Origin of the sequence: Streptomyces sp. NPDC018610 (assembly GCF_044391765.1) — a bacterium.
Lineage (GTDB): Bacteria > Actinomycetota > Actinomycetes > Streptomycetales > Streptomycetaceae > Streptomyces.
Map to the genome: position 1 here is coordinate 396,115 of NZ_JBISAL010000008.1, position 14,881 is coordinate 410,995.

Genomic DNA, 14,881 nt, shown 5'->3' on the forward strand with positions numbered 1-14,881 from the left:
CGGGACGTCCGTCCCCGGCCCCCTGCGCGAGACCCGCCCCCAGCCCCGTACCGAAGACCGAGGAGTTGTGTGTCCGTGACCGAGCACGTCGACCGGAGTGAGCCGGACACCGACGGCGCGCCCACGTCGGCCGCCGTCACGCCCGCCGACGCCGCCGACGCGGCCCGGCTCGTCGCCTTCGGCCTGCAGCCCAAACTGCAGCCCGCCCGCGACCAGGAGTACGCCGAACTGCTGCGCCGCCACCGCGAGGACCCGGCGTTCGCCCGGCTCGCCGACGCCGTGGCCGCCGGCCTCGGACTGGTCGTCCTGGAGGTGTCCCCGCGCGCGGGCATGGCGGTGACCGCCGCCGAGGACTCGGTGTTCGCCGTCCGCATGGGCGACTACGCGCGCCGGGCCGCCACCGACTCCGGGGACCGGTTCCTGCACGGCCTCGCCCACCTCGCCGTGGCGGCACTGGCCTTCCCGCGCCCCGAGGACCTCGCCGACGACGGCTACATCGGCCGCGTCACCGTCAACGGCGTCGACGCCTTCGTCCGCCAGGCCTGCCGCCGCCTGGAGGAACGCGCCGAAGAACAGGGCGAGAACACCGACCCGGCCACCGACGCGCCCGGCCTGGAGGCCGCCTGGCGGATCTGGGCCAGACGCAGCGCCACCGGCGCCACCAAGGACGCGCGCCGGCCCGCCGCCTCCACCACCGGCATCGTCGCCAAGGCCCTGGCCTTCCTCACCGACTCCGGATTCCTGCAGCGCACCGGCGACGAGAGCGGCGGCACCTACCGCACCACCGCCCGCTACCAGCTCCAGGTGCGCGACATGGCGGGCTCCGCCGCCTTGGCCGAACTCCTCGAACTGGGCGTCGTCCCCGTCACCGACGGCACGCCGAGCCTGCTGCCCGCCGACCACACCGACGACCTGGAACTGGTCGCCGACGCCGGGCTGCCGTTCCACGCGCCCACCCAGTCCTGAACCCTGCCGAACTGCACGAAGACTGACGAGAGTCCGCCATGTACGAGCTGTCCCGGGTCCGCCTCTACTCCATCGGGCCCGCCGGCGCACGCTACGCCGACACCGTGCTTGACCTGCGGGGCGTGGGCGAACCGGTGCCCGACCCCGCGCCCGCCCAGGCGGAGTTCTTCGAGGAGGAGCCGGTCGGCCCGCCGCGCCGTCCCGCGCCCGCCGGAGTGCTCTTCCTGGAGAACGGCGGCGGCAAGTCGGTGCTGCTCAAGCTGATCTTCTCCGTGATGCTGCCCGGCCACCGCAACACCCTCGGCGGCGCCAGCTCCGGCGTGCTGCGCAAGTTCCTGCTCGCCGACGACTGCGGGCACGTGGCGCTGGAGTGGCAACACGTGCGGACCGGCGAGTGCGTGGTCGTGGGCAAGGTCAGCGAGTGGCGCGGGCGCCAGGTCTCCAACGACCCCCGCAAGTTCGCCGAGGCCTGGTACTCCTTCAGGCCCGGCCCCGGCCTCAGCCTGGACAACCTGCCCGTCGCCGAGGCCACCTCCGTACGGCCGCCCGCCGAGGGCGCCTCCGGAGCCCGGGGCCGGCGCCGCACCATGAAGGGCTTCCGGGACGCGCTCACCGAGGCGGGCAAGGCCTACCCCCACCTGGAGGTGCACTGGGAGGAGATCCACGACCGCTGGATCGAACACCTCGGCGACCTCGGTCTCGACCCCGAACTCTTCCGCTATCAGCGCGAGATGAACGCCGACGAGGGCGAGGCGGCCGGACTGTTCGCGGTGAAGAAGGACTCCGACTTCACCGACCTGCTGCTGCGCGCCGTCACCGACACCCGCGACACCGACGGCCTCGCCGACCTCGTCAGCGGCTTCGGCAACAAGCTCGGCCGACGCTCCGAACTCATCGCCGAACGCGACTTCACCGCCGGTTCGGTGGACCTGCTCGGCCGGATCGTCGAGGCCGCCGGGGCCCGCGCCCGAGCCCGCGACATCCACGCCGGAGCCGAACGCCGTACGCGCACGCTCGCCCGGCGGCTGTCCGCCCGGGCCGTCCAGGAGCGGGCCCGGTCCGCCGACCTCGCCCAGCGCGTCACCGCCGCGGCCCACACCGTCACGCACTGCGAGGGCGCCCGTGAGCGCAGCGCCCTGATCGCCGCCGAACTCGCCTACCGGCACGCTTCGCTGGCACTGGCCGCCGCCGAGAAGTCGGCCGCCGCGCAGAAGCGGGAACTCGCCGACGCGCGCACCCTGCACTCCGCCTGGCAGGCCGCGGAGGCCGTCCTGCGCCACCGCGCCGCCGCGGACCGGGTGACGCGCGTCTCCGCCGCCATCCAGGAGGCCGAACGGGACGCCGCCCCCGCGCTCGCCGCCCGCGCCAAGGCCGCCGTGGATCTCCAACGGGCGCTGCACGCGGCGGCGGAGAGCGCCGAAGCCCTCGCCGACGAGGGAGAGGAGCGGTCCGCGCTGCTCCAGGAGGCCGGCGAGGCCGCCCACCGGGACGCCACCGCCGCCGCCACCGAGGCCCAGCGCGCCCGCAGCGAGGCCGGCCATCTGCGCCAGCGGCTGACCGAGGTCGAGCAGGAGACCGCCGAGGCCGTGCGGGCGGGCTGGCTGGACGACAGCACCCCCGACGCCGACCCGGCACGCGCGGCCCTCGCCGCCAGCGACGCCGAGAAGAGGGCCGTCGCCGCCTGGGACCAGAGCCGTGAGAGCTCCCGCAAGGCCACCGAGCACGCCCGCGAGGCGGCCTCGGCCGAGTCCCGCGCGGAACTCACGGCCGCCCGCGCGGCCGACGCGGCCGCCGGAGCACAGCGGGCGTACGAGGCCGAGCGGCGCATCGCCGAGGCCCTGGCGGCCGAGGAACGGCTCGCCGAACTGCTGAGCCTGCCGGGCGCCGCCCCGGCGGGACGCGCCGCGGTCCCCGGGCCCCGGACGGCGGCCGACAGCGCGGGGACCGGCCCCGCGAACACGACGAACGGGACTCCGGGCGCCACCACCGCCTCCCACGCGGACGGCCCCGTCGGCGCGCCGGCCGAGGACACGCCGCGCCCGCTCGGCGAAGGCCCCCTCACCGTGGAGGACCTGGACCGCTTCGCGGACGAACTGCGCGCACTCCTCGACACCGCCGTCTCCTCCGCCGAGCGGCACCTGTTCGAGCTGCGCACCGACGCGGCCGACGACGCCCGCATCCTCGGCGCGCTCGGCGACGGTGGACTGCTCCCGCCCGGGCCCGACGTCCTGGCCACCGTCGAGTTCCTCGGCGAACACGGCATCCCCGCGCTGCCCGGCTGGCGCTACCTCGCCCAGGCCGTCGACCCCGCCGACCACGCGCGCGTCCTGGCCGCCCGCCCCGAACTCGTCGACGGCGTGATCATCACCGACCCGGACACGCACGCACGGGCCCGCGCGGCCCTCGCCGACGCCGCCCTGCTGCCCCGGTCCGCGGTGGCCGTCGGCACCGCCGCCGCCCTGCTCGCCCCCACCCCGGCCGGCGACCTCACCGACGGTGCGATCTTCCTAGTCACCCCCAACCCGGCCATGCACGACGAGCACGCCGCCGACGAGGAACGCCAGGCGCTGCGCGCGCGGGCGACCGAGCGCGACGAGGAGATCCGCCGGCTCGCCGCCCGGCTCGGCAAGGACCGGGAACTGGCCGCCCGGCTCGCCTCCTGGCGCACCGGCTGCCCCGCCGGACACCTGACCGAACTGTCCCGGGCCGCCCACGACGCCCGCGCGTTCGCCGAGGAGGCCGAAGCCGAGCTCGCCGAGGCCCGGACCGCCCGCGCGGAGGCCGAGGAGGCCGCCGCCGAGGCCGGACAGCTGCGCGATGAACGCCAGGAGGCCGCGCAGAGGGCCCGCCGCGCCGCCGACGCCCTCGCCGGCCTCGCCTTCCGGCTGCGCGAGCGCGCCGGCTGGCAGGTCAGACTGCGTGAACTGGCCGACGAGGCCGCCGAGTCGGAGGCCCGCGCCCAGGCCTGCCTGGAACGCGCCCGCGCCGCGGACGAGGACCGGCGCGCCGCCCAGCGCGCCGCCGACGACGCCCGCCGAACCGCCCGCGCGCTGCGCGCCGAGCGCTCCGAGATCGCCGGCGCCCCCGACGACGTGCCCGAGGCCGACGGCGACGAGCCCAAGGCGTCCCTGCCCGCCCTGCGCGAGGCCTACCGCGCCGCCTCCCAGGTCTACGAGAAGGTCGGTGTCGGCGCCGACCTGCGCGCCGAGCAGGCGCGCGCCGAGAGCGACGAGAGCGCGGCCCGCGCCGAACTCGACCGGCTCAGCAACAAGGTCCGCACCCGGGCCGAACAGCTGCTCCAGTCACCCGACGGATCCGACGGGCCGTCCCGACAGGCCGCCGGTGCCCGCGCCGAGGAACTGGTGCAGCTGCTGGAGACCCGCATGTCGTCCGCGAGCGAACAGCTGGGACGGCTGCGCGGCGAGGCCGAGCGCCTCGCCCCCGAGGACGGCGCGGCGCACACCGAACTCCCCGAGGAACTGCACCCGCGCGACGCCGAGCACGCTCAGGCCCTGCTGCGCACCGCCACCACCGAACTCGCCTCCCGCACCGAGGCGTTGACCCAGGCCCGCGACGCGCACGCCGAACTCCTCGACGCCCACCGCGCCGCCGAGGACGCCGCGGGCGGTTTCGACGAGATCGCCGCCATGCTCCGCGACCTGTTGCGCGAGCACCCCGCCGAGGACGAGCAGGAGGAGCCGGAGCCGTACCCCGGCAGCCCGGAGGCGGCCCGGCAGGCCGCCGCCGAGGCACGCCGTTCGCTGCGCGGCTGCGCCGCCGACCTGTCCGCCGCCGAGGCGTCCGTCCGCGAGGCGAGCGACGTCCTGGTGCGGCATGCCAACGCCACCCGCTACGAGCAGGTGCGCACCCCGGCCCGGCAGCAGATCCGCGAGCTGCCCGCCTCCGCCCTGCCCGAGCACGCCCAGAAGTGGGCCGACGCCTTCGCGCCCCGGCTGCGCGTCCTCACCGACGAACTGGCGCAGCTGGAGCGCAACCGCGACTCGATCGTGGACCGGCTGCGCGGCCTGGTCGAGTCCGCCCTCGCCACGCTCAGGTCCGCCCAGCGCCTGTCCCGGTTGCCGGAAGGCCTCGGCGAGTGGTCCGGTCGGGAGTTCCTGCGCATCCGCTTCGAGGAGCCCGACCAGGCGACGCTCACCGAGCGTCTCGGCGAGGTCGTCGACGAGGCGACCCGGGCCGCCGTGAGGAAGAACTCCGATCTGCGCCGCGACGGCATGTCCCTGCTGCTGCGCGGCGTGGCCGCCGCGCTCCAGCCCAGGGGTGTCGCGGTGGAGATCCTCAAGCCGGACGCGGTGCTGCGCGCCGAACGCGTCCCGGTCGGCCAGATGGGCGACGTGTTCTCCGGCGGCCAGCTGCTCACCGCGGCCATCGCCCTGTACTGCACCATGGCGGCCCTCCGGAGCAACGACCGCGGCCACGACAAGCACCGCCACGCGGGCACGCTGTTCCTGGACAACCCCATCGGCCGCGCCAACGCCACCTATCTGCTGGAGCTCCAGCGGGCCGTCTCCGACGCGCTCGGCGTTCAGCTCCTCTACACCACCGGACTGTTCGACACGACGGCACTGGCGGAGTTCCCGCTGGTCATCCGGTTGCGCAACGACGCCGACCTGAGGGCCGGCCTCAAGTACATCAGCGTGGAGGAGCATCTGAGGCCAGGACTGCCGCAGGAGGCCTCCACCGGGGAGGCCGGGCACAGCGAGATCACCGCGACGCGGATGTTCAAGAGGCCGGCGCCCAGCGCTTCGTGAGCGCGAGCCGCGCCGACGTCACGGACGCGGGGCGGCGGTGTGCGGGCGCACGCCCGTGACATCGGCGCGCACGCGCCACCACCGCCGACGCGCCGCCGTCAGGGGTGCGAGAGCCGTCCCGCCGCGCTCCGGCGGCGTATGCGCTCCTGCGCCCGCTCGGCGGCCCGCTCCTCCCGCCGGACCCGGCGCCGCTCGCGGCGCAGGGAGCGCGCGGTGCTGCTCGGCGCGGAGACCACGCCATGGCGCTGGCTCCACACCTGACGGGTCACCCATACGTCGAGCGCCGCCCAGGTGGCGACCACGGTGCTCGCCACACTGCTGAGGACCATCGGGAAGGCCAGCCAGGACCCGGCCATCGTGCACAGGAACGCCACCACGGCCTGGATGAGCGTCACAGAGATGATCAGGACCGCCCGCACCGCGGCCTCGCGCACCGGATCGGGCAGCCTGCGCCGCCGGGCCGGCTCCTCCACCCACAACGGCCGACAGGAGGACTGCCCCGCCGGATCGTCCCCGACCGCGGTCGGCCCTCTCCGCCCGCCCGCCGACCCCGGGTCGCTCCGGGCCGCCGGAATGTCGTGATCAGGTGCCCCCTGCCTCCGCCGGACCGCCGTCGGCCGCGTGCCGCCACCGCCGACGGCCTTCTCGTGCCGCTCCGCCGTGTCCATCAAAGTGTCACTCCCCACCGCCAGCAGACCGCTCGCCCCGGCGTCCGAAGAACCGGCTTTCCAGTGGGCTGCCCGGCTTGCGCTGTTTTACGCCGCCCGGGTGCGGGACGCGGCTCCAGTGACCCCTTCCGCCCCCGTACCCCCTGGAAGAAGGACGAACACGACACCGTGAAGATTCCCGGGAGACGCAAAATATCGGCCAACGCGCCAGGCCGGCCGACCCGTTCCCGCGCGCCCGCCACCCTCGCATTCCGGGCAGTCATCTCACGCCATGACCGGACAACTCGCCATCTCTCGCCGCTGGTGCGGAAGTTCGGACTCCGGTCGTGCCTTCGAGATACCTGTGTGTCGGTAGTAGGCTCGCGCCGTTTGTTGACGCACATGTGTACCCCCGGCCGGTGGGGGTCGAGCTGGGGGAGGCCATGCGCTTTCGCGGGAAGTCCATCCGCCGGAAGATCGTGGCGCTGCTTCTCGTGCCGCTGCTGTCCCTGACCGCGATCTGGGCCTTCGCCACCGTGCTCACGGGCCGGCAGGCGACCCGGATGTTCGACACCTCGTCCGTGGTGGAGAAGATCGCCTACCCCACCGAGGACGCCGTCCGCGTGCTGCAGCAGGAGCGCCGCCAGACCCTGGTCTACCTCGCCGACCCGCGCGCCGTCGACGGCCTGGCCGCCCTGCGCCGCAGCCGTACCGCCACCGACGAGGCCATCGCCGAACTCCGCAGGAACGCGCGCGACTCCGGTGTCCGCGACGCGCTGGGCACGGCCTCCGACGGACGGCTGACCGCCACGCTGGAGGCCTTCGACGGGATCGCCTCCCTCCGGCGCAGCGTCGAGGACGGCACCGTCCACCGTGCCCAGGCGCTCGACCTCTACGACCGCCTGGTCGATCCCTGCTACGCCATGCTCGCCGACCTCCACGTCGTCGACGACGTCGCCCTGGACAAGCAGTACCGCGCCCTGGTCAACATCGCCCGCGCCCGCGAACTCCTCTCCCGCGAGGACGCGCTGCTCGGCTCCTCCCTGGTCGTCGGCACACTCACCCGGGACGAGAGCCGCGACATCGCAGAGCTCGTGGCCCAGCGGACCCTGCTGTACGACATCAGCCTGCCGCTGTTGCCGGCCGACGAACGCGGCCGCTACCAGCGCTTCTGGGCCAACGCCGCGTCCGCCCCGCTGCGGGCGGCCGAGCAGGCCACCGCCGCGACCACCTCGGGCATGCCCCGCGCGGTGACCGCGAAGAGCTGGGACACCGCCGCAGGCGCGGCCCTCGACCGCCTCGGCACCCTCGGCGACGAGGCGGACGACCGCTACCAGGACCGCGTCCACCCGGTCGCGATGAGCGTCATCCTCCAGGCCGCCGTCGCGGGCGTCCTCGGTCTGATCGCCGTGCTCGTCTCCCTCTTCCTGTCCGTGCGCATCGGCCGCGGCCTCATCCGCGACCTGCGCCAACTGCGCACGGAGGCGCACGAGGCGTCCGGCGTCCGCCTGCCCAGCGTGATGCGCCGCCTCTCGGTGGGCGAGCAGGTCGACGTGGAGACCGAGGTGCCCCGCCTCGAATACGACAGGAACGAGATCGGCGAGGTCGGCCAGGCCCTCAACACCCTGCAGCGCGCCGCCGTCGAGGCCGCCGTCAAACAGGCCGAACTCCGCGCCGGCGTCTCCGAGGTCTTCGTCAACCTCGCCCGCCGCAGCCAGGTCCTGCTGCACAAACAGCTCACCCTCCTCGACACCATGGAACGCCGGACCGACGACACCGAGGAACTCGCCGACCTGTTCCGCCTCGACCACCTGACCACCCGCATGCGCCGGCACGCCGAGGGTCTGGTGATCCTCTCCGGCGCGGCCCCCTCCCGGCAATGGCGCAAACCCGTGCAGCTGATGGACGTCGTCCGCGCGGCCGTCGCCGAGGTCGAGGACTACGAGCGCGTCGAGGTCCGCCGGCTGCCACGTGTCGCGCTCACCGGTCCCGCGGTCGCCGACATCACCCACCTCGTCGCCGAACTCCTGGAGAACGCCACCGTGTTCTCCCCGCCGCACACCGCGGTCCAGGTCATCGGCGAACGCGTCGCCAACGGCTTCACCCTGGAGATCCACGACCGCGGTCTGGGCATGTCCGCCGAGACGCTGCTGGACGCCAATCTCCGGCTCGCCGAGACGCCCGAGTTCGAGCTCTCCGACACCGACCGGCTCGGCCTCTTCGTGATCAGCCGGCTCGCCCAGCGGCAGAACGTCCGCGTCTCGCTCCAGCCCTCCCCGTACGGCGGCACCACCGCGGTCGTCTTCCTGCCCGACGCGCTCCTGACGGACGACGTGCCCGACACCAACGGCGTCGGATTCCGTCTGGACCGGCAGCGGCCCGTGGACCGGAGCGACCGGGACGACGGCCGCGCCGGCGCCCTCTCCCGGACGGCCGTCCAACTGCCGGGTCTGCCGGTCTCGGTCCTGGACGGGCCGGTGGAGCTGGAGGCCTCGGTCGACCTGGACACCAGGTTCCCGGACGCCCTGGACGACGAGGACCACGAAGGCGGCGGCCTGTTCCGCTCCCACCGCCCGGTGTCCCGGCCGCAGTCGGCCGACACCCCCCGCGACCTGGCCGAGCACCGGCAGGGGCTCGGCCCGCGGTCCGCCCCGGCCCGCGCCGACGAGGACGCGGCGAAGGACCGCCCGACAGCGCTGCCGCAGCGCCGGACGCCCAAGCTGGTCAGTTCCCACGGCCGCCCGGTCACCGAACAGCGGACCCGGCGTGAGCGGGCCGACGGCAAGGGCGGCGCCGGACGGCCGGAGCCGCGCTCCGAGGCGGCCCCGCCCGCCCGCCGCGGTCGCACCCCCCTGCGGGGGCCCGACGACGCGACGGACCGGCCCGGCGGACACGGCGCCCCCGGGGCACAGCCGTCCGAGGACGAGGGGACGCGACAGCCCCCCGCCCTTCCCCAGCGCACCCGCCGGGCCGCGCTCGCCGCGACACGCACCGACGACGCCGCCGAACGGACCCCCGAGACCGCCGAACGCACCGACGACATTGGCCCCGCCCAAGCGCCTCCTTCCGGCGCGCCGGAAACCGGCGCCGGGGCGCTGCCCCGCCGTGTGCGGCAGGCGAGCCTCGCCCCGCAACTCAAGCAGACACCCGCGCGGCCCACCGAGGACGGCGCACAGCCCGTCGAACGGGACGCCGACGAGGTACGCAGCCGGATGGCCTCGCTCCAGCGGGGCTGGCAACGCGGCCGCGAGGAGAACGCCGCGGGCGACGACGCCCGCGACGGCAGCACAGCACCAGGAACGACAGAGGGGGACGGTCGATGACCGCACCGAAGGCGACCGGCCACACCGCGACCGACAAGAGGCAGCTGAACTGGCTCCTCGACGACCTCGTGGACCGGGTCGCCAGTATCCGCAAGGCCATCGTGCTCTCCGGGGACGGCCTGCCGACCGGGGTGTCGAAGGACCTGACCCGGGAGGACAGCGAGCACCTCGCCGCCGTCGCCTCCGGCTTCCACAGCCTGGCCAAGGGCGTGGGCCGGCACTTCGAGGCCGGCAACGTCCGGCAGACGGTCGTCGAGCTGGACGGCGCCTTCCTGTTCGTGACCGCCGCCGGGGACGGCAGCTGCCTGGCCGTCCTGTCGGACGCCGACTCCGACGTCGGCCAGGTCGCCTACGAGATGACGCTCCTCGTCAAGAGGGTCGGCGTGCATCTGGGCGCCGCCCCGCGCACCGATCTGCCCTCCGGCGGGTAGTGGGATGACATGAGCGCAGACGGTCAGGCAGGAAGCCACTGGTTCGACGACGACGCCGGGCCGGTGGTCCGTCCCTACGCCATGACGCGGGGCCGCACCAGCCACGCGGCCCAGCACCGCCTCGACCTGATCGCGGTCGTCGTCACCGAACCCCACGTCGACGACCCGGAGGCGGACCACTCGCTGTCCCCGGAACACGTGGACATCGTGGAACTGTGCCGCGACACACCGCAGTCCGTCGCCGAACTCGCCGCGGAACTGGACCTGCCCGTCGGCGTGGTCCGCGTCCTCGTCGGCGACCTCGTGGACGAGGAGTACGTCCACGTGAGCCGCCCGGTGCCCCCGGCCGAGCTGCCGGACGAGAGTATTCTGCGCGACGTGATCGACGGCCTGCGGGCGCTGTGACCGGCGTGGAAGCGGAGTAGCGACGTGACGGGCTGGCAGTTCTGGGTCGACCGAGGCGGCACCTTCACCGACATCGTCGCGCGGCGCCCGGACGGCGGTCTGGTCACCCGCAAGCTCCTGTCCGACGACCCCTCCCGGTACGCCGACGCGGCGGTCGCCGGCGTGCGCGAGATCCTCGCCGGCTCGACCGGTCCCGTCGAATCCGTCCGCATGGGCACCACGGTCGCCACCAACGCGCTGCTCGAACGCCGCGGGGAGCGCACCGTCCTCGTCATCACCCGGGGCTTCGGCGACGCCCTGCGCATCGCCTACCAGGACCGGCCGCACCTCTTCGCCCGCCGCATCGACCTGCCCGAACTGCTGCACGAACGGGTCGTCGAGGTCGACGAGCGCGTCGCCGCCGACGGCGCCGTCCTGCGCGCACCCGACCTGGACTCCCTCGCCGGACCCCTCCAGGAGGCCTACGACGACGGGATCCGCGCCGTCGCCGTGGTCTGCCTGCACAGCCATCAGCACCCGGCGCACGAACGCGCCGTCGGCGAGCTGGCCGCACGCATCGGCTTCCCCCAGATCTCGCTGTCCAGCGAGGTCAGCCCACTGATGAGGCTCGTCCCGCGTGGGGACACCGCCGTCGTCGACGCCTACCTGTCGCCCGTACTGCGCCGCTACGTCCGGCACGTCGCCGACGCCCTGCACGGCGTACGGCTGATGTTCATGCAGTCCAACGGCGGGCTCACCGCAGCAGGACGGTTCCGCGGCAAGGACGCCATCCTGTCCGGGCCCGCGGGCGGCATCGTCGGCATGGCACGCATGTCCCGGCTCGCCGGGTACGAACGGGTCATCGGCTTCGACATGGGCGGCACCTCCACCGACGTCTCCCACTTCGCGGGCGCCTACGAACGGGTCCTCACCACGCGGATCGCGGGCGTCCGGCTGCGCGCCCCCATGCTCGACATCCACACCGTCGCCGCCGGCGGCGGTTCCGTGCTGCACTTCGACGGCTCCCGCTACCGGGTGGGCCCCGACTCCGCCGGAGCCGACCCGGGACCGGTCTGCTACCGCGGCGGCGGCCCCCTCGCCGTCACCGACGCCAACGTCATGCTCGGCCGCATCCAGCCGGCCCACTTCCCCGAGGTCTTCGGGCCCGGCGGCGACCAGGCGCTCGATCAGGCACTCGTCCGCGACCGGTTCACCGCGCTCGCCCGCGACATCCGTGAGCGGACCGGCGACGACCGCACACCCGAGCAGGTCGCCGAGGGCTACCTCCGGATCGCCGTCGCCCACATCGCGAGCGCCGTCAAGCGCATCTCCGTGCAGAAGGGGCACGACGTCACCCGCTACGCCCTCACCACCTTCGGCGGGGCGGGCGGACAGCACGCCTGCATGGTCGCCGACTCGCTCGGTATCCGCACCGTCCTCGTCCCGCCCATGGCGGGCCTCCTGTCCGCGCTCGGCATCGGACTCGCCGACACCACGGCCATGCGCGAACAGTCCGTCGAAGCGCCACTGGAGCCCGCCGCCATGCCGGGCATCCGCGAGACGGCCGCGGGCCTCGAAGCCGCCGCCCGCGCCGAACTGCTCGGCGAGGGCGTCCCCGAGCAGCGCCTCCGCGTCACCCGGCGCGCCCAACTGCGCTACGACGGGACGGACACCACCCTCACCGTCGAGCTCACCGAGCCCGACGTCATGCTGCGCGCCTTCGAAGACCTTCATCGCCGCACGTACTCCTTCACGCTCGACCGCCGCGTCGTCGTCGAATCCCTCTCCGTGGAAGCCACCGGCGTCACCGAACCCCCCGATCTCTCCGCCCTCGCCCCGTACCGGTCCGCCCTCGCGGGACGGACCGCCGCGCCCCGGACCGTCCGGCTGCACACCGGCGGTGCCTGGCGCGACGTACCCCTCCACCGCCGTGAGGACCTGCCCCCGGGCGGCACCGTCACCGGACCCGCGATCATCACCGAGTCCGGCGCGACGACCGTCGTCGACGAGGGCTGGCGAGCCGCTGCCACCGACCACGGGCATCTGGTGCTGGAACGGGCGGCGGTCACGGAGAGTTCCCGACCCGACACGGAAGTGGACCCGGTTCTGCTCGAGGTCTTCAACAACCTCTTCATGTCCATCGCCGAACAGATGGGCGCCCGGCTGCAGTCCACGGCGCAGTCGGTCAACATCAAAGAACGCCTCGACTTCTCCTGCGCCCTGTTCGACCCGGACGGAAACCTGGTGGCCAACGCCCCGCACATCCCCGTCCACCTGGGTTCGATGGGCACCGGCGTCAAAGAGGTCGTCCGGCGCCGCGGTCCCCGGATGCGGCCGGGCGACACCTACGCGGTCAACGACCCGTACCACGGCGGCACGCACCTGCCCGACGTCACCGTCATCACCCCGGTGTTCGGGCCGCGGGACACAGACGGTGACCGCGTCCTCTTCTACGTCGCCTCCCGCGGCCACCACGCCGAGATCGGCGGCATCGCCCCGGGCTCCATGCCCGCCGCGAGCCGCACCATCGACGAGGAAGGCGTCCTCTTCGACAACTGGCTGCTCGCCGAGGACGGGCGTCTGCGCGAGACCGAGACCCGCCGCCTGCTGACCTCGGGCCCCTGCCCCTCCCGCGCCCCGGACACCAACCTCGCCGACCTGCGCGCCCAGATCGCCGCCAACCAGAAGGGCGTCGACGAAGTCGGGCACATGATCGAGGAGTTCGGCCTCGACGTCGTCCAGGCCTACATGCGGCACGTCCAGGACAACGCCGAGGAGGCCGTCCGCCGCGTCATCGACGCACTGGACGACGGGGAGTACGCCTACGAGACCGACTCGGGGGCCGTCATCCGCGTCCGGCTCCGGGTGGACCGTGCGCGACGGTCGGCGACGATCGACTTCACCGGCACCTCACCGCAGCAGGCCACCAACTTCAACGCGCCCCGCTCCGTCGTCGACGCCGCCGTCCTGTACGTCTTCCGCACCCTGGTCGCCGACGACATCCCGCTCAACGACGGCTGCCTGCGGCCCTTGCGGATCGTCGTCCCGGCCGGCTCGATGCTGAGCCCCGAACCGCCGGCCGCCGTCGTCGCCGGCAACGTGGAGACCTCACAGGCCGTCACCGGTGCCCTGTACGCGGCGCTCGGCGTCCAGGCGGAGGGGTCCGGCACGATGAACAACGTCACCTTCGGCAACGAACGGCACCAGTACTACGAGACCGTCGCCTCCGGTTCCGGCGCCGGCGACGGCTTCCCCGGCGCGAGCGCCGTACAGACCCACATGACCAACTCCCGGCTCACCGATCCGGAAGTCCTCGAATGGCGGCTGCCCGTGCGGCTGGAGGAGTTCGCGATCCGGCGCGGCAGCGGAGGCGCCGGCCGGTGGCCCGGCGGAGACGGTGCCGTGCGCCGCATCCGGTTCCTGGAGCCCATGACCGTCTCCACGCTGTCCCAGCACCGCAGGATCCCGCCGTACGGCATGGCCGGAGGTCGGCCCGGAGCCCTCGGCGCGGGCCGGGTGGAGCGTCCGGACGGAACGGTCGTCGAACTCGGCTCCAGCGGCTCGGCGGACGTCGGCCCCGGCGACGTCCTCGTCGTCGTAACCCCCGGTGGCGGAGGCTACGGCCCACCGCCGCCCCACCCCTCGAGCAGGAGAAGTGATCGATGATCTTCGGGCGTTCTGAGCGCGGCAAGCCCCCGGTCGAGCCCGTCACGCTCAAGATCCTGGTGGCCGGCGGTTTCGGTGCGGGCAAGACGACCCTCGTCGGCGCGGTCAGCGAGATCAGACCGCTGCGGACCGAGGAACTGCTCACCGAGGCGGGCCGTCCGGTCGACGACCTCAGCGGTGTGGAGCGCAAGCACACCACCACCGTGGCCATGGACTTCGGCAGGATCACACTGCGCGAGGACCTGGTGCTGTACCTCTTCGGCACCCCCGGGCAGGAACGGTTCTGGTTCATGTGGGACGAACTGTCCGAGGGCGCGCTCGGCGCGGTCGTCCTGGCCGACACGCGCCGCCTGGAGGACTCTTTCGCCGCGATCGACTACTTCGAGCGGCGCGGCATCCCGTTCCTCGTCGGCGTCAACTGCTTCGAGGGCGCCGTCCGCCACCCCGCGCAGGACGTCCGCCGCGCCCTCGACCTCGACGACGACGTCCCGGTGACGCTGTGCGACGCCCGTGACCGCGAGTCGGCGAAGGAGGTCCTCATCGGCGTCGTCCAGCACGCGATGGCGTACGCCGCGGACCGCCGCCGCGCCCTCACCACCTGACCCGCGTGCCCGCACGGCGCCCACGCACCCCCGCGCGCCGGTCGGCGTCCACGCGCGCGTGCGCGACGAACGACGTCCCCGCGCGCGTGCCGC

At 74.2% G+C, this 14,881-nt stretch carries 7 protein-coding genes and 1 pseudogene; 7 read left to right on the top strand and 1 reads right to left on the bottom strand.

Annotated elements, in window-relative coordinates; genetic code table 11:
* Positions 1-75: 75 nt before the first annotated feature.
* Both ACH5A8_RS22600 and ACH5A8_RS22605 read left to right on the top strand, forming a co-directional pair.
* Positions 76-966, top strand: coding sequence for a hypothetical protein (locus ACH5A8_RS22600; RefSeq protein ID WP_399004582.1), 891 nt, complete (start codon positions 76-78; stop codon positions 964-966).
* Positions 967-1,004: 38 nt separating this feature from the next.
* A complete protein-coding gene (locus ACH5A8_RS22605; RefSeq protein WP_399004584.1) occupies positions 1,005-5,735 on the top strand; it encodes a hypothetical protein in 4,731 nt (1,576 codons plus the stop codon).
* A gap of 98 nt (positions 5,736-5,833) precedes the next feature.
* Here ACH5A8_RS22605 and ACH5A8_RS22610 read toward each other — a convergent pair whose 3' ends face one another.
* Positions 5,834-6,403 (bottom strand): hypothetical protein, encoded by a 570-nt coding sequence (locus tag ACH5A8_RS22610; protein ID WP_399004586.1) that lies wholly within the window; start codon positions 6,401-6,403, stop codon positions 5,834-5,836.
* Between the two features lie 422 nt (positions 6,404-6,825).
* Here ACH5A8_RS22610 and ACH5A8_RS22615 point away from each other — a divergent pair, with 422 nt between their 5' ends.
* From ACH5A8_RS22615 to ACH5A8_RS22635, 5 genes and pseudogenes are all read left to right on the top strand, one after another.
* The gene (locus ACH5A8_RS22615) at positions 6,826-9,705 is read left to right on the top strand and encodes a nitrate- and nitrite sensing domain-containing protein (protein ID WP_399004647.1); all 2,880 of its coding nucleotides are present in this window, start codon (positions 6,826-6,828) and stop codon (positions 9,703-9,705) included.
* Positions 9,702-10,136, top strand: coding sequence for a roadblock/LC7 domain-containing protein (locus ACH5A8_RS22620; RefSeq protein WP_399004588.1), 435 nt, complete (start codon positions 9,702-9,704; stop codon positions 10,134-10,136). The genes ACH5A8_RS22615 and ACH5A8_RS22620 overlap by 4 nt, the downstream gene beginning before the upstream one ends.
* 9 nt (positions 10,137-10,145) lie before the next feature.
* Complete coding sequence (locus ACH5A8_RS22625; protein ID WP_399004590.1) at positions 10,146-10,541, top strand: DUF742 domain-containing protein; 396 nt, start codon at positions 10,146-10,148, stop codon at positions 10,539-10,541.
* A 24-nt stretch (positions 10,542-10,565) separates the two neighbouring features.
* A pseudogene (locus ACH5A8_RS22630) lies at positions 10,566-14,202 on the top strand (hydantoinase B/oxoprolinase family protein).
* Positions 14,183-14,788: a GTP-binding protein gene (locus ACH5A8_RS22635; protein WP_399004592.1), complete on the top strand. Its 606-nt coding sequence runs from the start codon at positions 14,183-14,185 to the stop codon at positions 14,786-14,788. The pseudogene ACH5A8_RS22630 and the gene ACH5A8_RS22635 overlap by 20 nt, the downstream one beginning before the upstream one ends.
* Positions 14,789-14,881 lie beyond the last annotated feature (93 nt).